20 protein-coding genes are annotated in these 19,149 nt (G+C 46.1%); 17 read left to right on the top strand and 3 right to left on the bottom strand.

Annotated features, from left to right (window positions below):
• Positions 1–33 precede the first annotated feature (33 nt).
• From proB to pgpA, 10 genes are all read left to right on the top strand, one after another.
• On the top strand, positions 34–1,173 hold the full coding sequence (proB, locus tag ABMY42_RS11385) for a glutamate 5-kinase (RefSeq protein WP_005447599.1): 1,140 nt from the start codon (positions 34–36) through the stop codon (positions 1,171–1,173).
• A gap of 17 nt (positions 1,174–1,190) precedes the next feature.
• On the top strand, positions 1,191–2,441 hold the full coding sequence (locus ABMY42_RS11380; RefSeq protein ID WP_038898513.1) for a glutamate-5-semialdehyde dehydrogenase: 1,251 nt from the start codon (positions 1,191–1,193) through the stop codon (positions 2,439–2,441).
• 127 nt (positions 2,442–2,568) lie between these two features.
• Positions 2,569–3,018 carry a transcriptional regulator NrdR gene (gene nrdR / locus ABMY42_RS11375; RefSeq protein ID WP_005424846.1) on the top strand — a complete coding sequence of 150 codons (450 nt, stop codon included), beginning with the start codon at positions 2,569–2,571 and terminating at the stop codon, positions 3,016–3,018.
• A 7-nt stretch (positions 3,019–3,025) separates the two neighbouring features.
• The gene (gene ribD / locus ABMY42_RS11370; protein WP_009697719.1) at positions 3,026–4,150 is read left to right on the top strand and encodes a bifunctional diaminohydroxyphosphoribosylaminopyrimidine deaminase/5-amino-6-(5-phosphoribosylamino)uracil reductase RibD; all 1,125 of its coding nucleotides are present in this window, start codon (positions 3,026–3,028) and stop codon (positions 4,148–4,150) included.
• Positions 4,151–4,161: 11 nt separating this feature from the next.
• Positions 4,162–4,815 carry a riboflavin synthase gene (locus ABMY42_RS11365; RefSeq protein WP_349266301.1) on the top strand — a complete coding sequence of 218 codons (654 nt, stop codon included), beginning with the start codon at positions 4,162–4,164 and terminating at the stop codon, positions 4,813–4,815.
• A gap of 152 nt (positions 4,816–4,967) precedes the next feature.
• Complete coding sequence (ribBA, locus tag ABMY42_RS11360) at positions 4,968–6,077, top strand: bifunctional 3,4-dihydroxy-2-butanone-4-phosphate synthase/GTP cyclohydrolase II (protein WP_005447594.1); 1,110 nt, start codon at positions 4,968–4,970, stop codon at positions 6,075–6,077.
• A gap of 169 nt (positions 6,078–6,246) precedes the next feature.
• Positions 6,247–6,717: a 6,7-dimethyl-8-ribityllumazine synthase gene (gene ribE, locus ABMY42_RS11355; protein WP_005440184.1), complete on the top strand. Its 471-nt coding sequence runs from the start codon at positions 6,247–6,249 to the stop codon at positions 6,715–6,717.
• Positions 6,717–7,184: a transcription antitermination factor NusB gene (nusB, locus tag ABMY42_RS11350; protein WP_005440182.1), complete on the top strand. Its 468-nt coding sequence runs from the start codon at positions 6,717–6,719 to the stop codon at positions 7,182–7,184. Before ribE ends, nusB begins: the two co-directional genes overlap by 1 nt.
• Before the next feature lie 78 nt (positions 7,185–7,262).
• Complete coding sequence (gene thiL / locus ABMY42_RS11345; protein WP_005447592.1) at positions 7,263–8,228, top strand: thiamine-phosphate kinase; 966 nt, start codon at positions 7,263–7,265, stop codon at positions 8,226–8,228.
• A 57-nt stretch (positions 8,229–8,285) separates the two neighbouring features.
• Positions 8,286–8,789 carry a phosphatidylglycerophosphatase A gene (gene pgpA / locus ABMY42_RS11340; RefSeq protein ID WP_005447591.1) on the top strand — a complete coding sequence of 168 codons (504 nt, stop codon included), beginning with the start codon at positions 8,286–8,288 and terminating at the stop codon, positions 8,787–8,789.
• Between the two features lie 95 nt (positions 8,790–8,884).
• Here the strand turns inward: pgpA and dxs are convergent, their stop codons facing one another.
• From dxs to xseB, 3 genes are read right to left on the bottom strand one after another with little or no spacing between them, the layout of a single operon-like run.
• On the bottom strand, positions 8,885–10,750 hold the full coding sequence (gene dxs, locus ABMY42_RS11335) for a 1-deoxy-D-xylulose-5-phosphate synthase (RefSeq protein ID WP_045488626.1): 1,866 nt from the start codon (positions 10,748–10,750) through the stop codon (positions 8,885–8,887).
• Positions 10,751–10,769: 19 nt separating this feature from the next.
• Positions 10,770–11,654: a (2E,6E)-farnesyl diphosphate synthase gene (gene ispA, locus ABMY42_RS11330; protein ID WP_005447589.1), complete on the bottom strand. Its 885-nt coding sequence runs from the start codon at positions 11,652–11,654 to the stop codon at positions 10,770–10,772.
• A 21-nt stretch (positions 11,655–11,675) separates the two neighbouring features.
• On the bottom strand, positions 11,676–11,918 hold the full coding sequence (gene xseB / locus ABMY42_RS11325) for an exodeoxyribonuclease VII small subunit (protein WP_038898518.1): 243 nt from the start codon (positions 11,916–11,918) through the stop codon (positions 11,676–11,678).
• A gap of 265 nt (positions 11,919–12,183) precedes the next feature.
• Between xseB and pomA the strand changes: the two genes are divergently transcribed.
• The 7 genes from pomA to rlmM all read left to right on the top strand — a co-directional run bounded on the left by pomA (position 12,184) and on the right by rlmM (position 19,074).
• Positions 12,184–12,945, top strand: a complete 762-nt coding sequence (gene pomA, locus ABMY42_RS11320; protein ID WP_005427558.1) for a flagellar motor protein PomA — start codon at positions 12,184–12,186, stop codon at positions 12,943–12,945.
• Positions 12,946–12,960: 15 nt separating this feature from the next.
• Positions 12,961–13,905 (top strand): flagellar motor protein MotB, encoded by a 945-nt coding sequence (locus ABMY42_RS11315; RefSeq protein ID WP_349266300.1) that lies wholly within the window; start codon positions 12,961–12,963, stop codon positions 13,903–13,905.
• A 198-nt stretch (positions 13,906–14,103) separates the two neighbouring features.
• A complete protein-coding gene (gene thiI / locus ABMY42_RS11310) occupies positions 14,104–15,552 on the top strand; it encodes a tRNA uracil 4-sulfurtransferase ThiI (protein WP_349266299.1) in 1,449 nt (482 codons plus the stop codon).
• Positions 15,553–16,073: 521 nt separating this feature from the next.
• Positions 16,074–16,994 (top strand): transcriptional regulator GcvA, encoded by a 921-nt coding sequence (locus ABMY42_RS11305; RefSeq protein WP_005447583.1) that lies wholly within the window; start codon positions 16,074–16,076, stop codon positions 16,992–16,994.
• Positions 16,975–17,598 (top strand): alpha/beta fold hydrolase, encoded by a 624-nt coding sequence (locus tag ABMY42_RS11300; RefSeq protein WP_050932904.1) that lies wholly within the window; start codon positions 16,975–16,977, stop codon positions 17,596–17,598. Before ABMY42_RS11305 ends, ABMY42_RS11300 begins: the two co-directional genes overlap by 20 nt.
• Positions 17,588–17,986, top strand: a complete 399-nt coding sequence (locus ABMY42_RS11295; protein ID WP_349266298.1) for a DUF423 domain-containing protein — start codon at positions 17,588–17,590, stop codon at positions 17,984–17,986. The genes ABMY42_RS11300 and ABMY42_RS11295 overlap by 11 nt, the downstream gene beginning before the upstream one ends.
• Positions 17,983–19,074 (top strand): 23S rRNA (cytidine(2498)-2'-O)-methyltransferase RlmM, encoded by a 1,092-nt coding sequence (gene rlmM / locus ABMY42_RS11290; protein ID WP_349266297.1) that lies wholly within the window; start codon positions 17,983–17,985, stop codon positions 19,072–19,074. The genes ABMY42_RS11295 and rlmM overlap by 4 nt, the downstream gene beginning before the upstream one ends.
• The last annotated feature ends 75 nt before the right edge of the window (positions 19,075–19,149 follow it).

Here is a 19,149-nt window from a genome sequence, read left to right as displayed (position 1 = left end):
ACTCTTTATTTGTTTTTCATTTCAGAAGACATCATGACAACGAATCAACAGAATGCAGTTGTTTCACAACCACAGACCGTCGTTGTGAAACTGGGTACAAGTGTGCTGACAGGCGGCACTTTGGCGTTAGACCGTGCTCATATGGTAGAGCTGGCTCGTCAATGTGCTGAGCTTAAAAAACAAGGCCATTCAGTAGTAATGGTTTCGTCTGGTGCGATTGCAGCAGGCCGTGAGCATCTTGGATACCCCGCACTGCCCAACGCGATGGCGAGCAAACAGTTGCTTGCAGCCGTGGGTCAGAGCCGTCTGATTCAAACATGGGAGTCTTTGTTTGGTATTTACGGTATCAAAATTGGTCAGATGCTACTGACTCGCGCTGATTTGGACGATCGTGAACGTTTCCTTAACGCACGTGACACCATTAATGCGTTGGTTGCGAATGACATTATCCCTATCGTTAATGAAAACGATGCTGTCGCAACAAATGAAATCAAAGTAGGTGATAACGATAACTTGTCTGCTTTGGTGGGGATTTTGTGTGGTGCAGACAAATTGCTGCTCCTGACTGATCAAAAAGGTTTGTTTACCGCAGACCCACGTAAAGATCCGAATGCTGAGCTGATCAAAGAAGTGAAAACTATCGATGATACTTTGCGTAAAATTGCAGGTGGTAGTGGCACAACGCTAGGTACGGGCGGCATGGCAACCAAACTTCAAGCGGCAGACATAGCTCGCCGCGCTGGTATTGAAGTTATTATCGCCGCTGGTAGTGCACCAAATGTTATCTTTGACTCATTGAGTTCAGAGCCACAAGGCACACGTTTCCTACCGTGTTCTGAAGCACTAGAAAACCGTAAGCGTTGGATCTTAGCCGGTCCTGCGGCGTCTGGTGACATCATTATTGATGACGGTGCCGTTAACGCGGTTGTAGGTAAGGGCAGTAGTCTGCTTGCGAAAGGCGTTATTAAAGTAAGTGGTGATTTTGCTCGTGGCGAAGTCGCCCGCGTGACAAACTCCCACGGTAAACTGGTTGCTCGTGGTATCAGTGCCTACTCAAGTGAAGACCTAGCGAAAATTGCAGGTAAGCACAGTAAAGATATCATCTCTATTTTGGGTCATGACTACGGCTCAGAAGTGATTCATCGCGATGATCTTGTCGTCATTCAAGAATAGAAATTGAGGGAAGCAAAGTGGATTTAACGAATATGGGTAAAGCTGCCAAAGATGCAGCTTTCGAATTGGCGACAGCGTCAACCGCACAAAAGAACCAAGCACTAGCCATTATCGCCGATGAGCTAGAAGCAAATGCAGCAACTATTTTGGCTGCAAACGCAAAAGATATTGAGTTAGGTCGCGAAGCGGGTCTAACGGATGCATTACTTGACCGCCTTTTACTGAATGAAGAGCGCTTAACGGGTATTGCTAACGATGTTCGTAATGTGATCAGCCTTAACGATCCTGTGGGCAGTGAAATTGACAGCAAAGTGCTAGAAAACGGCATGTCTCTGTCTCGTCGTCGCGTGCCACTTGGTGTAGTTGGTGTGATTTACGAAGCGCGTCCGAATGTAACCATCGATATTGCTGCTTTGTGTCTAAAAACAGGTAATGCAAGCATCCTACGTGGTGGTAAAGAGACATTTTTCTCTAATATGGAGCTGGTGAAGGTTATCCAATCGGCACTTGCGAAAGCAAACTTGCCAGCGGCTTCTGTTCAGTACATCGAAAAACCAGACCGTGAGTTGGTTTCTCAATTACTTAAGCTAGACGACTACGTCGATATGATCATTCCACGTGGTGGCGCTGGTCTACACAAAATGTGTAAAGAGAACAGCACCATTCCAGTGATCATTGGTGGTTTTGGTATTAGCCACATTTTTGTTGATGAATCAGCAGAGCTAGAGAAATCACTCAATGTTGTTGAAAACTCAAAAGTTCAACGTCCGTCCGCATGTAACTCGCTAGATACTTTGCTGGTTCACGAGAATATCGCAGCGCAGTTCCTGCCAATGATCGTAGAGCGCATGAACGAAAACGTAACTTTTGTCGCAGAGCCAAAAGCAAAAGCACTGATGGCACAAGCGAAACAAATTCGCGATGCGGGTGAAGGTGATTTTGATACGGAATGGCTAAGTTACACGCTAGGTGTAAAAGTGGTTGCTGATGTGAAAGAAGCGATTGATCACATGCGCGTTCACAACGCGAGCCACTCAGATGCGATCATGACAAACAGCCTACAAAACTCAGAATTGTTCATTAACTCTGTCGGTTCTGCGGCGGTTTACGTAAATGCCGCAACACGTTTTACTGACGGTGCTCAGTTTGGTTTAGGTGCCGAAGTTGCGGTATCAACTCAGAAACTGCATGCTCGTGGTCCTATGGGTTTGGAAGAACTGACCAGCTACAAATGGGTTGGTAAAGCGAACTACTTAGCACGCAGTTAACAGAAACCGTTTGATATTGATTGAAAAAGGGGCAGCGATGCCCCTTTTTGTTTTCTCTAACATAGCAATTCCGCTACACTAGTCTTGCTTTTGGGACGAACCCAATTGCAAGCTATTTGGAGGTGATATGCATTGTCCTTTTTGTTCTGAGAACGACACAAAAGTAATTGATTCACGCTTGGTTGCTGATGGGCATCAAGTGCGTCGTCGTCGTCAATGCCTTGCGTGCAGTGAACGTTTTACAACGTTTGAGACCGCAGAGTTGGTGATGCCGAAAGTGATTAAATCTAACGGTAACCGTGAACCATTTGATGAAGATAAAATGGTTGGTGGTATTCAACGTGCCTTAGAAAAACGTCCAGTCAGTGCTGACTCTATTGAGCTAGCCATCAGCATGATTAAGTCCCAACTGCGTGCAACTGGTGAACGTGAAGTACCAAGTGAAATGATTGGTAATTTGGTTATGGATCAATTGAAAGAGCTGGATAAAGTCGCTTATATCCGCTTTGCATCGGTTTATCGTAGCTTTGAAGACATCCGTGAATTCGGCGAAGAAATTGCTCGCCTAGAAGACTGATTGAATCATGGCTCAACAATCTCTCTCTTCAGAATTTACCTCTCAAGATTTCGAAATGATGTCGCGTGCGCTCAAGTTAGCGAAGCGCGGCATTTATACAACGGCACCTAACCCGAATGTAGGCTGCGTTATTGTCCGTGACGGTGAGATTGTTGGCGAAGGTCATCACCATCGTGCGGGGGAACCTCATGCTGAAGTTCACGCGATGCGTATGGCTGGTAATAAAGCTGAAGGCGCAACGGCATATGTGACACTGGAACCTTGCTCTCATTATGGTCGTACGCCACCTTGTGCAGAGGGGCTAATCAAAGCCAAAGTCGCACGTGTTGTTTGTGCAATGGAAGATCCAAACCCGAAAGTTGCAGGACGCGGTTTTCAAATGCTGCGCGATGCGGGGGTAGACGTTCAAGTTGGCTTATTAGAAAGCGATGCGATCGAGCTGAACAAAGGGTTTATCAAGTTCATGCAAACTGGCATGCCTTATGTTCAGTTGAAAATGGCAGCCAGCCTCGATGGGCAAAGTGCACTCAATAATGGTCAGAGTCAATGGATCACCTCCCCAAAGGCTCGCCAAGATGTACAGCGTTATCGAGCGTTGAGTGGTGCTATTCTCTCGACCAGTAAGACAGTCATTGATGACAATGCATCGCTGAATGTGCGTTGGGATGATCTGCCATGCAGTGTGCAAGCTCAATATCCTCAAGATGAAGTTCGTCAGCCTCCTCGTGTGATTTTCGATCGCCAGTCTCAACTTAGCGATGATCTAAAACTATTCAATACTGACGGTGAGCGTATTATTGTTAGTCATGACGGCGATATTGCGCCTGAGCTGACGGAAAATGGTCAAATTGACTTAACGGCGACATTAAAAGCTGTGGCGAGCGAATATCATATTAATCACTTGTGGGTTGAAGCTGGCGCTACACTCGCGAGTTCATTAATCAAAGCTAACCTTGTAGATGAACTGATTGTTTATCTTGCTCCTAAATTAATGGGCAGCGATGGGCGAGGTTTGATTGGTGCTCTTGGGCTAACCGATATGGCACAAGTTATCGATTTAACTATTACCGACGTTCGAATGGTAGGGGTGGATATTCGCATTACCGCAACCGTCAAACGCAACCAAAGCTAGAAAGAAGCATTATGTTTACAGGAATTGTAGAAGCAGTTGGCAAACTAACTGCAATCACGCCAAAAGGCGAAGACATCACCGTTACGGTCGAAGTTGGCAAGTTGGATATGTCTGACGTTAAGTTGGGGGACAGTATCGCAACGAATGGTGTGTGCTTGACGGTCGTCGACTTCGGTAGCAACTATTACAGTGCTGACTTATCACTGGAAACGCTGAATAAAACAGGTTTTGCCGCTTACCAAGTTGGCGATAAAGTGAACTTGGAAAAGGCCATGTTACCAACGACACGTTTTGGTGGGCACATTGTGTCTGGTCACGTCGATGGCGTGGGCGTGATTGTTGAGCGCAACCAAGTTGGTCGAGCGATTGAATTCTGGGTAGAAATGCCTGCTGAAATCAGTAAGTACGTCGCAGAAAAAGGCTCGATCACAGTGGATGGCATTAGTCTGACCGTCAATGACCTACGTAAAAATGGTTTTAAATTGACGATTGTTCCTCACACCAGTGAAGAGACCACGATTGATCAGTTCCAGGTGGGTCACAAAGTGAACCTAGAAGTGGATGTACTGGCTCGCTACATGGAACGCTTGCTACAAGGTCAAAAAGAAGAATCGCAACAGTCACGTATTACCATGGACTTCTTGCAGCAAAATGGTTTTGCGTAGGCGAAACCGACAATAATCACAGAACGTTATCAGGTTAATTGACTTAATAAGGGTTGGCTGCAAACTGCGCTAAAGCCAGTAGACATGGCTAACCGAAACGTTAAACGTATTGCTGCTGCAATAATAAATTTATGAATAACGGGAAACAGAATATGCCTATCAGCACGCCTCAAGAAATTATTGATGACATTCGCGCGGGCAAAATGGTCATCCTGATGGATGATGAAGACCGCGAGAATGAAGGTGATTTGATCATGGCTGCCGAGCACATTACGCCGGAAGCAATCAACTTTATGGCTACGCATGGTCGTGGCTTGATCTGTCTAACCATGACAAAAGCTCGTTGTGAAAGCCTTGGTTTACCGCCAATGGTGCAAGACAACAATGCGCAATACACCACGAACTTTACCGTTTCTATTGAAGCGGCTGAAGGTGTTACGACAGGTATCTCTGCCGCAGACCGTGCTCGCACTGTACAAGCTGCCGTTGCGCCAAATGCGAAAGCAGCTGATTTAGTTCAACCTGGTCATATCTTCCCTCTAGCAGCACAAGATGGTGGCGTTCTAACTCGCGCTGGTCATACAGAAGCAGGCTGCGATTTGGCTCGCCTTGCAGGTCTAGAGCCAGCATCGGTTATCGTTGAGATCCTAAACGACGACGGCACGATGGCGCGTCGTCCTGATCTTGAAGTATTTGCTGAAAAGCACGGCTTAAAGCTAGGTACTATCGCGGACTTGATTGAATACCGCAATAACACCGAAACAACGATTGAACGTGTTGCTGAGTGTGCATTGCCAACAGAGTTCGGTGAGTTCACGCTTGTGACTTACAAAGACACGATTGATAACCAAGTGCACTACGCAATGTGTAAGGGCGACCTTGCTTCTGAAGCGCCATTGGTTCGCGTTCATTTACAAGATGTATTTACCGATGTCCTTCGAAGTGACCGCAACGCAGAGCGCAGCTGGACACTTGAGAAAGCAATGAAGCGCATTGGCGAAGAAGGTGGTGTTTTGGTTGTACTTGGCAACGAAGAGTCAACCGATCTGCTTATTCACCGAGTGAAAATGTTTGAAGCACAAGACAAAGGCGAAGCACCAACGCTTGCTAAGAAGCAAGGTACGTCACGCCGAGTGGGTGTCGGCTCTCAAATCCTTGCTGATCTGGGCATTCACGATATGCGCCTGCTTTCTTCAACCAACAAGAAGTACCACGCACTCGGCGGTTTTGGTCTGAATGTGGTTGAGTACGTCTGCGAATAATAACTGACCAGCGAGTTCCTAGTCTTACACGCACTTATCGTTGCTAAGGCGAGGAACTCGTGATTCGTCCCCAATTTCCATTAGATATTGCTCACAAAATTGTGATAGAATCCGGCGATTCTCACTTGATGAACAATTTTCACTTATAAATAGAGTTAAAGGAAAGCTTATGAAAGTGATCGAGGGTGGCTTCCCAGCGCCAAATGCAAAAATTGCTATCGTTATTTCTCGTTTCAACAGTTTTATTAACGAAAGCCTACTATCTGGTGCGATCGATACACTAAAGCGTCACGGACAAGTAAGCGAAGACAACATCACTGTTGTTCGTTGCCCAGGTGCCGTAGAACTACCTCTAGTAGCTCAACGTGTTGCTAAAACTGGTAAGTACGATGCAATCGTATCTCTAGGTACAGTAATTCGTGGCGGTACACCGCACTTTGACTATGTTTGTAGTGAGTGTAACAAGGGTCTTGCACAAGTTTCTCTGGAGTACAGTCTTCCAGTAGCATTTGGTGTATTGACTGTTGATACTATCGATCAAGCGATTGAACGCGCAGGAACCAAGGCTGGTAATAAAGGTGCAGAGGCTGCACTAAGCGCACTTGAAATGATTAATGTACTATCTGAAATTGATTCCTAATGGGGGCCAGTGTGAAACCAGCCGCACGTCGTAACGCACGTCAATTCGCTCTACAAGCGATCTATTCATGGCAAATTACTAAAGATAATGTTGCCACGATCGAAGAACAGTTTTTGTCTGGCGACAAATACGATGAAGAAGAACTTCACGCATCTGAGCCTGCACTTGCTGCTCCAGAAACAGACGTAGCTTACTTCCGTGAACTACTAAGCGGTGTTGTACTTAGCCACTCTGAGCTAGATAGCAAAATCCGTCCATACGTGTCTCGTCCAATGCAGGACCTAGACATGATGGAACTTGCTCTTCTTCGTCTTGCTATGTACGAGATGACTCGTCGCGAAGATGTTCCTTACAAAGTGGTAATCAACGAAGCGATTGAACTTGCAAAAGTATTCGCGGCAGAAGACAGCCACAAATTTGTGAATGGTGTGCTAGATAAAGCGGCGCCACACGTACGTAAGAAATAACGATTTCTTCATTAAAAAGGTCAGCAGATGCTGACCTTTTTTGTATCAAAAGCTTTTCCATCAAAAAGTAAGTGAATAATGTCTGGTGAATTCAATCTGATCGATAAGTACTTTGTTGGACGTCAAAGCCAACGCAAAGACGTACACCTAGCGGCGGGGGACGACTGTGCGTTAGTGAAAGCGCCAGATAACGTACAAATTGCCATTAGTACTGATACGTTAGTGGCTGGAACCCATTTTCTTGCGGATGCAAACCCTGCTTGGGTCGCACATAAGGCGTTGGCATCAAATATTAGTGATCTCGCGGCAATGGGGGCAACGCCGGCGTGGGTGAGCTTTGCATTGACGATGCCTAAGCCTGATGAAGCTTGGCTCGCTCCTTTTTGTGATGCATTTTTTGAGCTGGCGGATTATTTTGGTATTCAACTTATTGGTGGTGATACCACAAAAGGTCCACTGAGCCTGACGCTCACCGTGCAAGGGTTTGTACCAGAAGGGAAAGCATTGACTCGCTCTGGGGCGAAAGTCGGGGACTGGGTTTATGTCACGGGCAACCTTGGAGATGCCAAAGCCGGTCTGGATGTGATTCTGGATGATTCACTGCGCTCACGTATTGCTGCGCAGGAACTTGAGACAGCGCATTATCTTAGCTCACCTCGTGTTTTGGCTGGTCAAGCGCTTGTTGGGTTGGCTTCGGCTGCGATTGATATCTCTGATGGTTTAATCTCTGATATCAAACACATCCTCAAACGTTCTGATGTTGGTGTGAGCTTAGATGTTTCCCAATTGCCAATTTCTTCAGAACTGGTTCAGTTTTTAGATGATAAGGTCATCGCACAGCAGTATGCTCTATCAAGTGGCGAAGAATACGAACTGTGCTTTACTGTGCCAGAGCAAAACCGTGGCTCATTACAAAGCGCTTTGTCTCATATCGGATGTAAAGTCACGTGTATTGGTCAGATTCGACCAAAAGGTACCTTCGAGCTGCATGATAACAATCAACCGCTTGATTGGGATCTGAGTGGCTTTGACCACTTTAAATGATATGAGCTAGGCTCTAGCCTAAGATTGAAACCAAACTTGCAGTATAGGTTTAAGGAAATGACCAACCCTCTCTCTCTGATTTCATTAAAGAACCCGTGGCATTTATTGGCGACAGGTTTTGGTAGCGGTTTATCACCTGTAGTGCCAGGCACAATGGGCACACTGGCATCTGTACCATTATTTCTATTGTTAGCCCAATTGCCTTTTCCACTATACGTGGTCGCCGTACTTGTCTCTTGTGTGATTGGCATTAAGATCTGCCAAGTGACATCAGACGACATGGGCGTTCATGACCATGGCTCAATCGTGTGGGATGAATTTGCGGGCTTTTGGATCACCATGAGCTTAGTGCCTGCACTGAATATTCCCTTAACAGAATGGAAATGGTTACTTACTGGTTTTATCTTGTTCCGCTTCTTTGACATGGTAAAACCGTGGCCTATCGGTTGGTTAGATAAACGTGTTCATGGCGGCTTAGGTATCATGATTGATGATATCGTGGCGGGCATTATGGCGGGTATCGCACTGTTTTTTGTGGCGAAATACGCAGGTTGGATGTAGTACCTACCACATAGCACTGACCATCGACAAATAAACAAAAGGGATGCCAGAGCATCCCTTTTTTGTGTTTACGCGATTTTATTGCTTTACGCTATTTACTTGGCTAGGTAATCGTTGATTGATTTCTCGATGCCTTTTGCGTCTAAACCAAGTTCTTCGTGCAGCTCGTCTTGCGTACCTTGAGGTATGAAGCGATCTGGCAAGCCAAGATTTAGTACTGGCTTGATGATCTTATCTTGCATCATAAACTCAATTACACCTGCACCAGCGCCACCTGCAATCGCATTCTCTTCTAGTGTAACCAGAACATCATGCTCAGCGGCGAGCTGACGGATCAAGGCTTCATCAAGAGGCTTAACAAAGCGCATATCAGCAACTGTTGCGTTGAGGTTTTCAGCCGCCTCCAGTGCGTTACCTAAGAAGGTACCGAAGCTAAGAATTGCCACTTTCTCGCCTTTACGCACGATACGACCTTTACCGATTTCAAGTGCAGTGAAGTCTTTTTCGATTTCAGTGCCCATACCGCTACCGCGTGGGTAACGAACCGCGCTTGGACCCGTGTGTTTGTGGCCTGTGTACAGCATCTGACGACATTCGTTTTCGTCACTTGGTGCCATGATTACCATGTTCGGGATACAACGCATAAAGCTGAGATCGAACGCGCCTTGGTGAGTTTGACCATCTGCGCCAACCAGACCTGCACGGTCGATAGCGAACATCACTGGCAAATCCATGATCGCAACGTCGTGGATCAGTTGATCATAACCACGCTGTAGGAAGGTAGAGTAGATTGCTACGATCGGGTGATCGCCCGCAATTGCCATACCTGTTGCAAGTGTCACGGCATGCTGCTCTGCGATCGCTACGTCAAAGTACTGCTCAGGGTACTCTTTTGAGAAGCGAACCATACCGGAGCCTTCACGCATTGCTGGTGTAATCGCCATCAGCTTAGGATCTTGCGCTGCCATGTCACATAGGAAATCACCAAAGATCTTAGAGAAGGTTGGCTTGCCGCCACTGCTCTTCGGCAAACTGTTATGTGATGGGTCGAACTTTGGTACACCGTGGTAGCCGATAGGATCTTTTTCTGCTGGCTCATAACCTTTACCTTTCTTGGTCATGATGTGCAGGAATTGTGGACCTTTCAACTCACGCATGTTTTTCAATGTCTTGACGAGCTCGTTGACATCGTGACCATCGATAGGACCGATGTAGTTGAAGCCAAGCTCTTCGAATAACGTGCCAGGAACGACCATGCCTTTTAGGTGCTCTTCTGTACGACGCACCAACTCTTTGATCGGTGGGACACCGGACAGCACTTTCTTGCCGCCTTCACGGATAGAAGTGTACAAGCTGCCAGAAAGGACTTTCGCAAGGTGATTGTTCAGCGCGCCTACGTTCTCTGAAATCGACATTTCGTTGTCGTTTAGAATCACTAGCATGTCAGGGTGAACGTCACCAGCGTGGTTCATTGCTTCAAAAGCCATACCAGCCGTAATGGCACCATCACCGATTACGCTGACCACTTTACGACCTTGACCTTCTTTTTCTGCGCTAATGGCCATACCGAGACCAGCACTGATAGAAGTCGATGAGTGGCCAACAGATAAGGTGTCGTACTCGCTCTCTTCGCGCCAAGGGAATGGGTGAAGCCCGTCTTTTTGACGGATAGTCGGCATTTGATCACGACGACCTGTCAGAATCTTATGTGGGTAAGCCTGATGACCCACATCCCAGATTAGCTGGTCAACAGGTGTGTTATATACATAGTGCAGAGCGACCGTTAGCTCTACTGTGCCTAAGCCAGACGCTAAATGTCCGCTAGACTGACTCACTGAATTTAGCAGATACGTGCGTAGTTCATCGCACAATGTCGGCAATGTTTCTTTCGGAAGAAGACGCAACTCCTCCGGTGTATTTGCTAACGCCAGTGTCGGGTATTTTGAAATATCAAGAGTCATATAAATGCGCGCTTATAGTTTAGTTCTTGCGCTCGATGACATATCGGGCGAACTCTTCGAGTAACTGAGTATTGTATGGGATTGCTTCCAATGCTTGAAGTGCTTCCTGTAACAGAGTGTGAGCTTTCTCCATTGCTCCCTCCAAACCCAGTAGAGATGGATAAGTGCTCTTGTTCAGCTCTTGGTCTGAGCCTTGAGGCTTACCCAGTGTTTCTGTGTCACTAATGATATCAAGAATATCGTCTTGAACCTGAAACGCCAGACCGATCGCTTTTGAGTAGCGTTCTAGGTGTGGCAATACTTCCAGGCCTTTTTCGCCTGCGGCTAACGCACCAAGTTTGACCGCACAGTTAATCAGTGCACCAGTTTTATTGCGATGAATTTCTTCCAAATCTGCGAGAGAAACTCGACGATTCTCTGCACCTAAATCTAACGCTTGACCAAGACACATGCCACTTGCACCAGAAGCTTGCGCTAGTGCTTGTACCATCTTTATACGCTGGCTTTCCGCGTTCGGATTCAGTTTACCTTCAGCAAGAATCGTGAATGCCAATGTTTGTAGAGCATCACCAGTCAAGATTGCTGTGGCTTCATCAAACTTAATGTGGCAAGTCGGTTGACCGCGACGCAGCGCATCGTCGTCCATTGCAGGTAGATCATCGTGAATCAGAGAGTAGGCGTGAATACACTCAATAGCAGACGCTGGCGTGTCGAGATCTTCTGGCTTACAACCTAGCATTTGACCAGTGATGTAAACAAGGAAAGGACGAACACGTTTTCCGCCAAGCAGCAGACCATATTTCATCGCTTGAATCAGCGGCTGTTCTTGGTGAGGCAATTGCTCAAGCCACAGATTGAGTTGTTGGTTGTTTCGTTGTTGATAAGACGTCAATGTCTCTTGCATCACATTGCTCACTACTGATTATTATTCTGACTCAGGGGTGAAGTCACTCAGTGGTGCTTCATCATCTTCGCTAAGAAGAATGCTTACGCGCTGTTCGGCGTCGCTCAGTTTTGTTTGACCAGCACGAGCCAGTGCAATGCCACGTTCAAATTTACGTAGGGCATCATCAAGGGCAAGATCGCCATTCTCTAATTGATCAACTAAGCTATCTAGCTCTTCAATTGTTGCTTCGAAGGTCATATTTTCTGGTTTCTTGACCGCCATCTTTTATCTGCCTTAATAGAGCCTCTAATAGAATGCACGCAAGTTACCTTAGCCTACTAAGTTGGTCAAATTTAACCTTATATAATTGTCACAAAATTAGCGTTAGACAGGTCTGATAAGACGATATTGATCATAGACTTCGGAGCTAAACGATCTTTTTGTGACGTATTGACCAAGATTTTTCTAAAAAAACTGTTCTAGTTGTCGATACAAGTAATAATTCGCCTGACTAGGCAATATTTAAGTATAGCGAGAGGAGTGCTTTGTGGATTTAGCAACCCTAATAGGTTTGATCGGTGGTTTTGCATTCGTCATCATGGCGATGGTGCTAGGCGGCAGCATCGGTATGTTCGTAGACGTTACCTCAATCCTAATCGTAGTTGGTGGCTCTGCATTTGTTGTGTTGATGAAGTTCACCATGGGGCAGTTCTTCGGTGCGACAAAGATCGCAGGTAAAGCGTTCATGTTTAAAGCCGATGAGCCAGAAGATCTGATCGCTAAGATTGTTGAAATGGCAGACGCGGCACGTAAAGGTGGTTTCCTCGCTCTTGAAGAGATGGAAATCAACAACAGCTTTATGCAGAAAGGCATCGATTTACTGGTTGATGGACATGATGCCGACGTTGTACGTGCGGCACTACAGAAAGACATTGCACTTACCGATGAGCGCCATACGCAAGGTACAGGCGTGTTTCGTGCATTTGGTGACGTAGCCCCTGCGATGGGGATGATCGGTACACTGGTTGGTCTGGTGGCCATGCTTTCAAACATGGATGACCCAAAAGCGATCGGTCCTGCGATGGCGGTAGCGCTTTTGACCACACTATACGGTGCGGTGCTTTCTAACATGGTGTTTTTCCCAATTGCAGACAAGCTTTCATTACGTCGCGATCAAGAAACGTTAAACCGTCGTTTGATTATGGATGGTGTTTTGGCGATCCAAGATGGTCAAAACCCTCGTGTTATCGATAGTTACTTGAAGAACTACCTCAACGAGGGTAAACGCGCTCTCGAGATAGACGAGTAATCCGGAGGTCATCTGATGGATGAAGATAACAAATGTGATTGTCCGCCACCCGGTCTCCCGCTGTGGATGGGGACATTCGCTGACTTGATGTCACTGCTGATGTGTTTCTTCGTACTGCTGCTTTCGTTTTCGGAAATGGACGTATTGAAGTTCAAACAAATTGCGGGCTCGATGAAGTTCGCTTTTGGTGTACAAAACCAACTTGAAGTGAAGGACATCCCAAAAGGTACCAGCATCATCGCTCAGGAATTTCGACCGGGTCGCCCTGAGCCGACGCCAATTGATGTCATCATGCAGCAAACCATGGACATCACTCAGCAGACGTTGGAATTCCATGAAGGGGAATCTGACCGAGCAGGTGGTACTAAACGTGACCAAGGTAAGCTGACGGGGGGACAATCACCAGAAACTTCAACGCAAAACAATCAATCGGCAGAAGCAGACATGCAACAACAGCAGTCTGAACAAACGTCGCAAGAGATGGAAACCTTGATGGAAAGCATCAAGAAAGCGTTGGAGCGAGAGATTGAGCAAGGCGCGATTGAAGTAGAAAACCTCGGTCAGCAAATTGTGATTCGAATGCGAGAGAAAGGCGCGTTTCCTGAAGGATCGGCGTTCTTACAGCCGAAATTCAGACCACTAGTACGCCAGATTGCCGAACTGGTGAAAGACGTACCGGGTATTGTTCGAGTGTCTGGATATACGGACAACCAACCGCTGGATTCTGAGCTGTATCGTTCTAACTGGGACTTGTCTTCGCAACGAGCTGTATCGGTTGCCCAAGAGATGGAGAAAGTAAGAGGCTTCTCGCACCAACGCTTACGAGTGCGAGGCATGGCTGATACTGAGCCATTAGCGCCAAACGATTCCGATGCAAACCGCGCACTTAACCGCCGTGTTGAAATCAGCATCATGCAAGGTGAGCCACTTTACAGTGAAGAAGTACCCGTAATTCAATAAGCGGATATTTGTTCTTATACTAAAAGCGAGCGTTAGCTCGCTTTTTTTGTCATTCCATTTCGCTTAGGTGTATAATCTTGCGCCTTTGAAGTGAGCTCAGGCTACCTTTTATGACCAAAACGCACTTTTGCTGCGTATGAAGCATCGAGGTGGAGTATCACTCATTGTTGATTGCGAAACTAACCTGCGAACTAGACTATGAAATTTATTGTAAAGCCCCATCCAGAAATTTTTGTAAAAAGTGAATCTGTGCGTAAGCGCTTCACAAAGATTTTAGAGTGCAACATTCGTAACATCGTTAAGAGCCGTACGGAGTCTGTCGCGGTATTCAACCGTCGTGATCACATTGAAGTGACCTCTGAGAGTGACGAGTTCCACGCTGAAGTTTTAGAAATCCTGACGCACACGCCAGGTATTCATCATATTCTTGAAGTAAAACAAACTGAATTCAAAGACTTGCATGACATCTACGAGCAAGTGTTGGATCTAAGCGGTTCACTTATCGAAGGCAAGACTTTCGTAGTGCGCGCTAAGCGTCGTGGTAAACACGATTTTACTTCTATTGAGTTAGAGCGTTACGTAGGTGGCGGTCTTAACCAAGCGGTAGAAAGCGCTCGAGTTAAGCTAAGTAAGCCGGACGTAACGATCAACGTTGAAGTGACTAACGACAAGCTAAACCAAGTGTTAGCACGTCACAAAGGCCTAGGTGGTTTCCCGCTAGGTACACAAGAAGACGTACTAAGCCTGATCTCGGGTGGTTTCGACTCTGGTGTTTCAAGCTACCTACATATCAAACGTGGTTCAAAAGTACATTACTGTTTCTTTAACCTAGGTGGTCCAGCACATGAAATCGGCGTTAAGCAGGTTTCTCACTACCTATGGAATAAATACGGCTCTTCAGCAAAAGTACGTTTCATCTCAGTTGATTTCGAGCCTGTAGTTGCAGAAATCCTAGAGAAAGTTGATGACGGCCAAATGGGCGTGATCCTGAAGCGTATGTTCATGCGTGCAGCAGGTATGATCGCTCAGAAGATGAAGATCGAAGCATTGGTAACAGGTGAAGCGCTGGGTCAGGTATCGAGCCAGACGCTGACTAACCTACGCCATATCGATAACGTAACAGATACTCTGATTCTGCGTCCGCTGATCAACTGGGATAAAGAAGACATCATCAACCTAGCGCGTGAAATCGGCACAGAAGACTTTGCGAAGACGATGCCAGAATACTGTGGTGTTATCTCTAAGAAGCCTACTGTTAAAGCGGTGAAAGGCAAGCTAGAAGCAGAAGAAGAGAAATTCGACTTCAGCATCCTTGAGCAAGTGGTTCAAGAAGCTCGTATGATGGACATCCGTGATATCGCAAAAGAGTCACAGGAAGCAGCACCAGAAGTTGAGCAAGTACAAGCAGTAGAAGAAAACGCAATCGTATTGGATATCCGTAGCCCTGAAGAGGAAGACGATAACCCACTAGAAATCGATGGTGTTGATGTTAAACATATTCCATTCTACAAACTGGGTACTCAGTTTGGTGATCTAGACCAAGCTAAGACATACCTACTGTACTGTGACCGTGGTGTGATGAGCCGTCTGCAAGCACTTTACTTGCAAGAGCAAGGTTTCAACAACGTGAAGGTTTACCGCCCATAATCGCGTTGTAATGCTGACAATCACAAAAGCGCAAATTGAGAAATCAGTTTGCGCTTTTTTCGTTTTAGCACGCGCAAAATTTTCCCTAATGAAGTGATAAGATTGAGCTCAATCGCACGCTTCGGGATTTGTATTGATATAACGATAATTAATCCGAAATCAGGATGAAAAGGTGATGTTGATACCAATTTCTGAAGAAGAGGGACAGTGGGATTTTTTAGATAAAAAAACACCGCCTAATAAGGCGGTGCAAGAAATTTGACAGACAGGTCAAAATAAATACAGGAAGTATCTGTTTTGTCACAGGGAGTGTGGACAAAACATATGGTAGAAATCTACCTAACTCGAAATACGAGTTTGCAAACACAACATCGCAACAACGAAGCCAATTGATTCACAAAAGGAGTCAAGCCGTTCAGGCTCGTGTTGCGGGATGAAATATAGAATTTATCTGGCTGTTCGGCAACGGACATTTTATAATGTTTCAGATAAAAAAAACTAATCCTACTTGAGGTCCCATAATGTCTCGCAGATTGCCTCCGTTGAATTCACTTCGCGTTTTTGAAGCGGCTGCCCGCCATCTCAGTTTTACCCGTGCTGCTGAAGAGTTGTTTGTTACTCAAGCGGCAGTGAGCCACCAAATTAAAGCGTTAGAAGAGTTCTTATCTTTGAAGCTTTTCCGTCGTCGCAACCGCTCTTTGTTGCTAACGGAAGAGGGGCAAAGTTACTTTCTGGACATCAAAGATATTTTCACTTCGATTGCAGAAGCGACCGATAAGGTATTGGAACGTAGTGAAAAAGGTGCGTTGACCATCAGTTTGCCACCAAGTTTTGCAATCCAATGGCTGGTACCTCGCTTGGCGGATTTTAATGCCCAAGAACCGGACATCGATGTGCGTATTAAAGCGGTTGATATGGACGAAGGTTCACTGACTGATGATGTTGATGTGGCTATCTATTATGGTCGTGGTAACTGGCCTGGTTTGCGTGCCGATAAACTCTACCAAGAGTTTTTGATCCCACTTTGTTCACCTTCGTTACTTTTAGGTAACAAACCATTAGAATCTCTAAGTGACCTTAAATTACACACCTTGTTACATGATACCTCTCGTAAAGATTGGAAGCAGTTCGCTCGCCAGCAGAATATCGAAGGCATCAATGTGAACCATGGTCCTATTTTCAGCCACTCGACCATGGTGCTTCAAGCTGCTGCGCACGGGCAAGGTGTCGCTCTAGGTAACAACGTGCTAGCCAAACCTGAAATGGAAGCGGGACGCTTAATCGCGCCATTTGATGAGGTATTGGTGTCGAAGAATGCCTTCTATGTGGTGTGTCACGAACAGCAAGCGGATATGGGACGTATCGCGACGTTTAGGGACTGGATGCTAGCAACTGCAAGAAAAGAACAAGAGGAAGTATTGGATGAGCCATTGGATAGCTGAGGGACCTGGAAACGGACCGCTGTTTATTTTTGCTCACGGCGCAGGGGCAGGCATGGAACACGATTTCATGACTGCCGTCGCCAAAGGATTAGTTGAGCAGGGTATACGCGTGGTGCGTTTTAACTTCCCCTATATGGTTAAGCGAGCGGAAGATGGCAAGAAGCGTCCGCCAGATCGTGCCCCAAAACTTCTTGAAGCTTATGAAGAAGTGATCGCTCACTTTACTTCTCAACCTATTGTGATTGGCGGTAAGTCGATGGGTGGGCGTATGTCGAGCTTACTTGCCGATAATGCGTTGGTGGCGGGTGTTGCCTGTTTAGGTTTTCCTTTTCATCCTCCCGGTAAACCAGAGAAATACAAAGGCGAGCATTTAGCGAGTATCGAAAAGCCAACTTTAATTTTGCAAGGTGAGCGCGATACATTCGGCAAGCGCGAAGAGTTCGAAGGCTTTGCATTATCAGAGCAGGTCACAGTGAGCTTTCTGCCAGACGGTGACCACAGCTTTAAGCCACGTAAGAGCTCTGGCTATACAGAGGCAGGTAACATTGCTTCAACAGTGGAGCAGTTAGCGACATTTATTAAAGAGGTGTCCTGTGAAAAGTAAGTGGTTACTCTCGTTTACTGGTCTTTCTGGCTTAACATCAGTGGCGCTAGGTGCATTTGCTGCACATGGTTTGAAAGCAAAGTTATCGCCTTATTTACTGGGCGTCTTTGAAACCGGCGTTTTGTATCAGTTCATCCATACTTTGGCTATCGCATTTTGTGCGATTTTGCTGTTGCTCAATTTGGGACAAAAAGCACAAAAGTATTTTTTCATCGCGGCGATTTGCTTTATCATCGGCATCTTTTGTTTTAGCGGCAGTCTTTACGCGCTGGCGCTGACGGGCATTAAGTGGTTTGGACCAATTACTCCTATGGGAGGATTCTTGTTCATGAGCGGTTGGTGTCTGTTCTTTTTTGCTGCGTTTAATATCAAAGAGGTCTCCAAGTGAAACAACTAATGCTCTATTGCCGTTCTGGCTTTGAGAAAGAGTGTGCTGGTGAAATTCAGGACAAAGCAACACAATTGGAAGTGTATGGCTTCCCTCGTGTGAAGAAAAACTCAGGTTATGTTGTCTTCGAATGTTACCAAGATGGAGACGCAGATAAGCTAGCAAAAGGCTTAGACTTTAGCGCACTGATTTTTGCACGTCAGATATTTGCTGTGGCTGCCGAGTTTGAAGCGCTACCAAGCGATGACCGTATCAGCCCAATTCTTGCTGAATTGTCTGAAATCGAAGCATTCCCACGTTGTGGCGATCTGCGTATTGAAACTCCCGATACTAACGAAGCGAAAGAGTTATTGAAGTTTTGCCGCAAGTTCACGGTACCAATGCGTCAGGCGATGCGTGGTAAAGGTCTGATGTGGAACAAAGACAACGCGAAGAAGCCAGTACTGCATATTTGCTTTGTGGCTCCGGGTCATTGTTACGTGGGTTACTCATACCCAGGTAACAACTCGCAGTTCTTCATGGGTATTCCTCGCCTTAAGTTCCCTGCAGATGCACCAAGCCGCTCTACGTTGAAATTAGAAGAAGCATTCCATGTCTTCATTCCGCGTGAGGAATGGGATGAGCGTTTGGCTCCTGGCATGTGGGGTGTTGACCTAGGTGCTTGTCCGGGCGGTTGGACTTACCAATTGGTGAAACGTTCGATGTTCGTTCACTGTGTGGATAACGGCATGATGGCGGATAGCCTAATGGAAACGGGTCAAATTAAACACCACATGGTAGATGGCTTTAAATTTGAACCAGACCGTAAGAACGTTACTTGGATTGTATGTGACATGGTTGAGAAGCCAGCACGCGTTGCGCACCTTATGGGGCAATGGCTGCTAAAAGGTTGGGCGAAAGAAGCGATTTTCAACCTTAAGCTTCCAATGAAAGGTCGTTACGATGAAGTGCTGCAAGATCTTGAAAACCTAAAAATGTTCCTGATTGAGAACAAGGTGAAATTCAAGCTGCAAGCAAAGCACCTATACCATGACCGCGAAGAGATCACGATTCACATTCAATGTTTATCTAATATCTCACCACACTAAGCTATCGTTTCTATGTGGTTGAACATTTTCAAAAAAGCGCCTAATGCAGGCGCTTTTTTATTGCGGTTTAAGAAC

Origin of the sequence: Vibrio sp. SSH13-20 (genome assembly GCF_040104475.1) — a bacterium.
Classification (GTDB): Bacteria; Pseudomonadota; Gammaproteobacteria; order Enterobacterales; family Vibrionaceae; genus Vibrio; species Vibrio harveyi.
The sequence above is the reverse complement of the archived record's forward strand: the minus strand, read 5'-3'. Positions and strand labels throughout refer to the sequence as shown.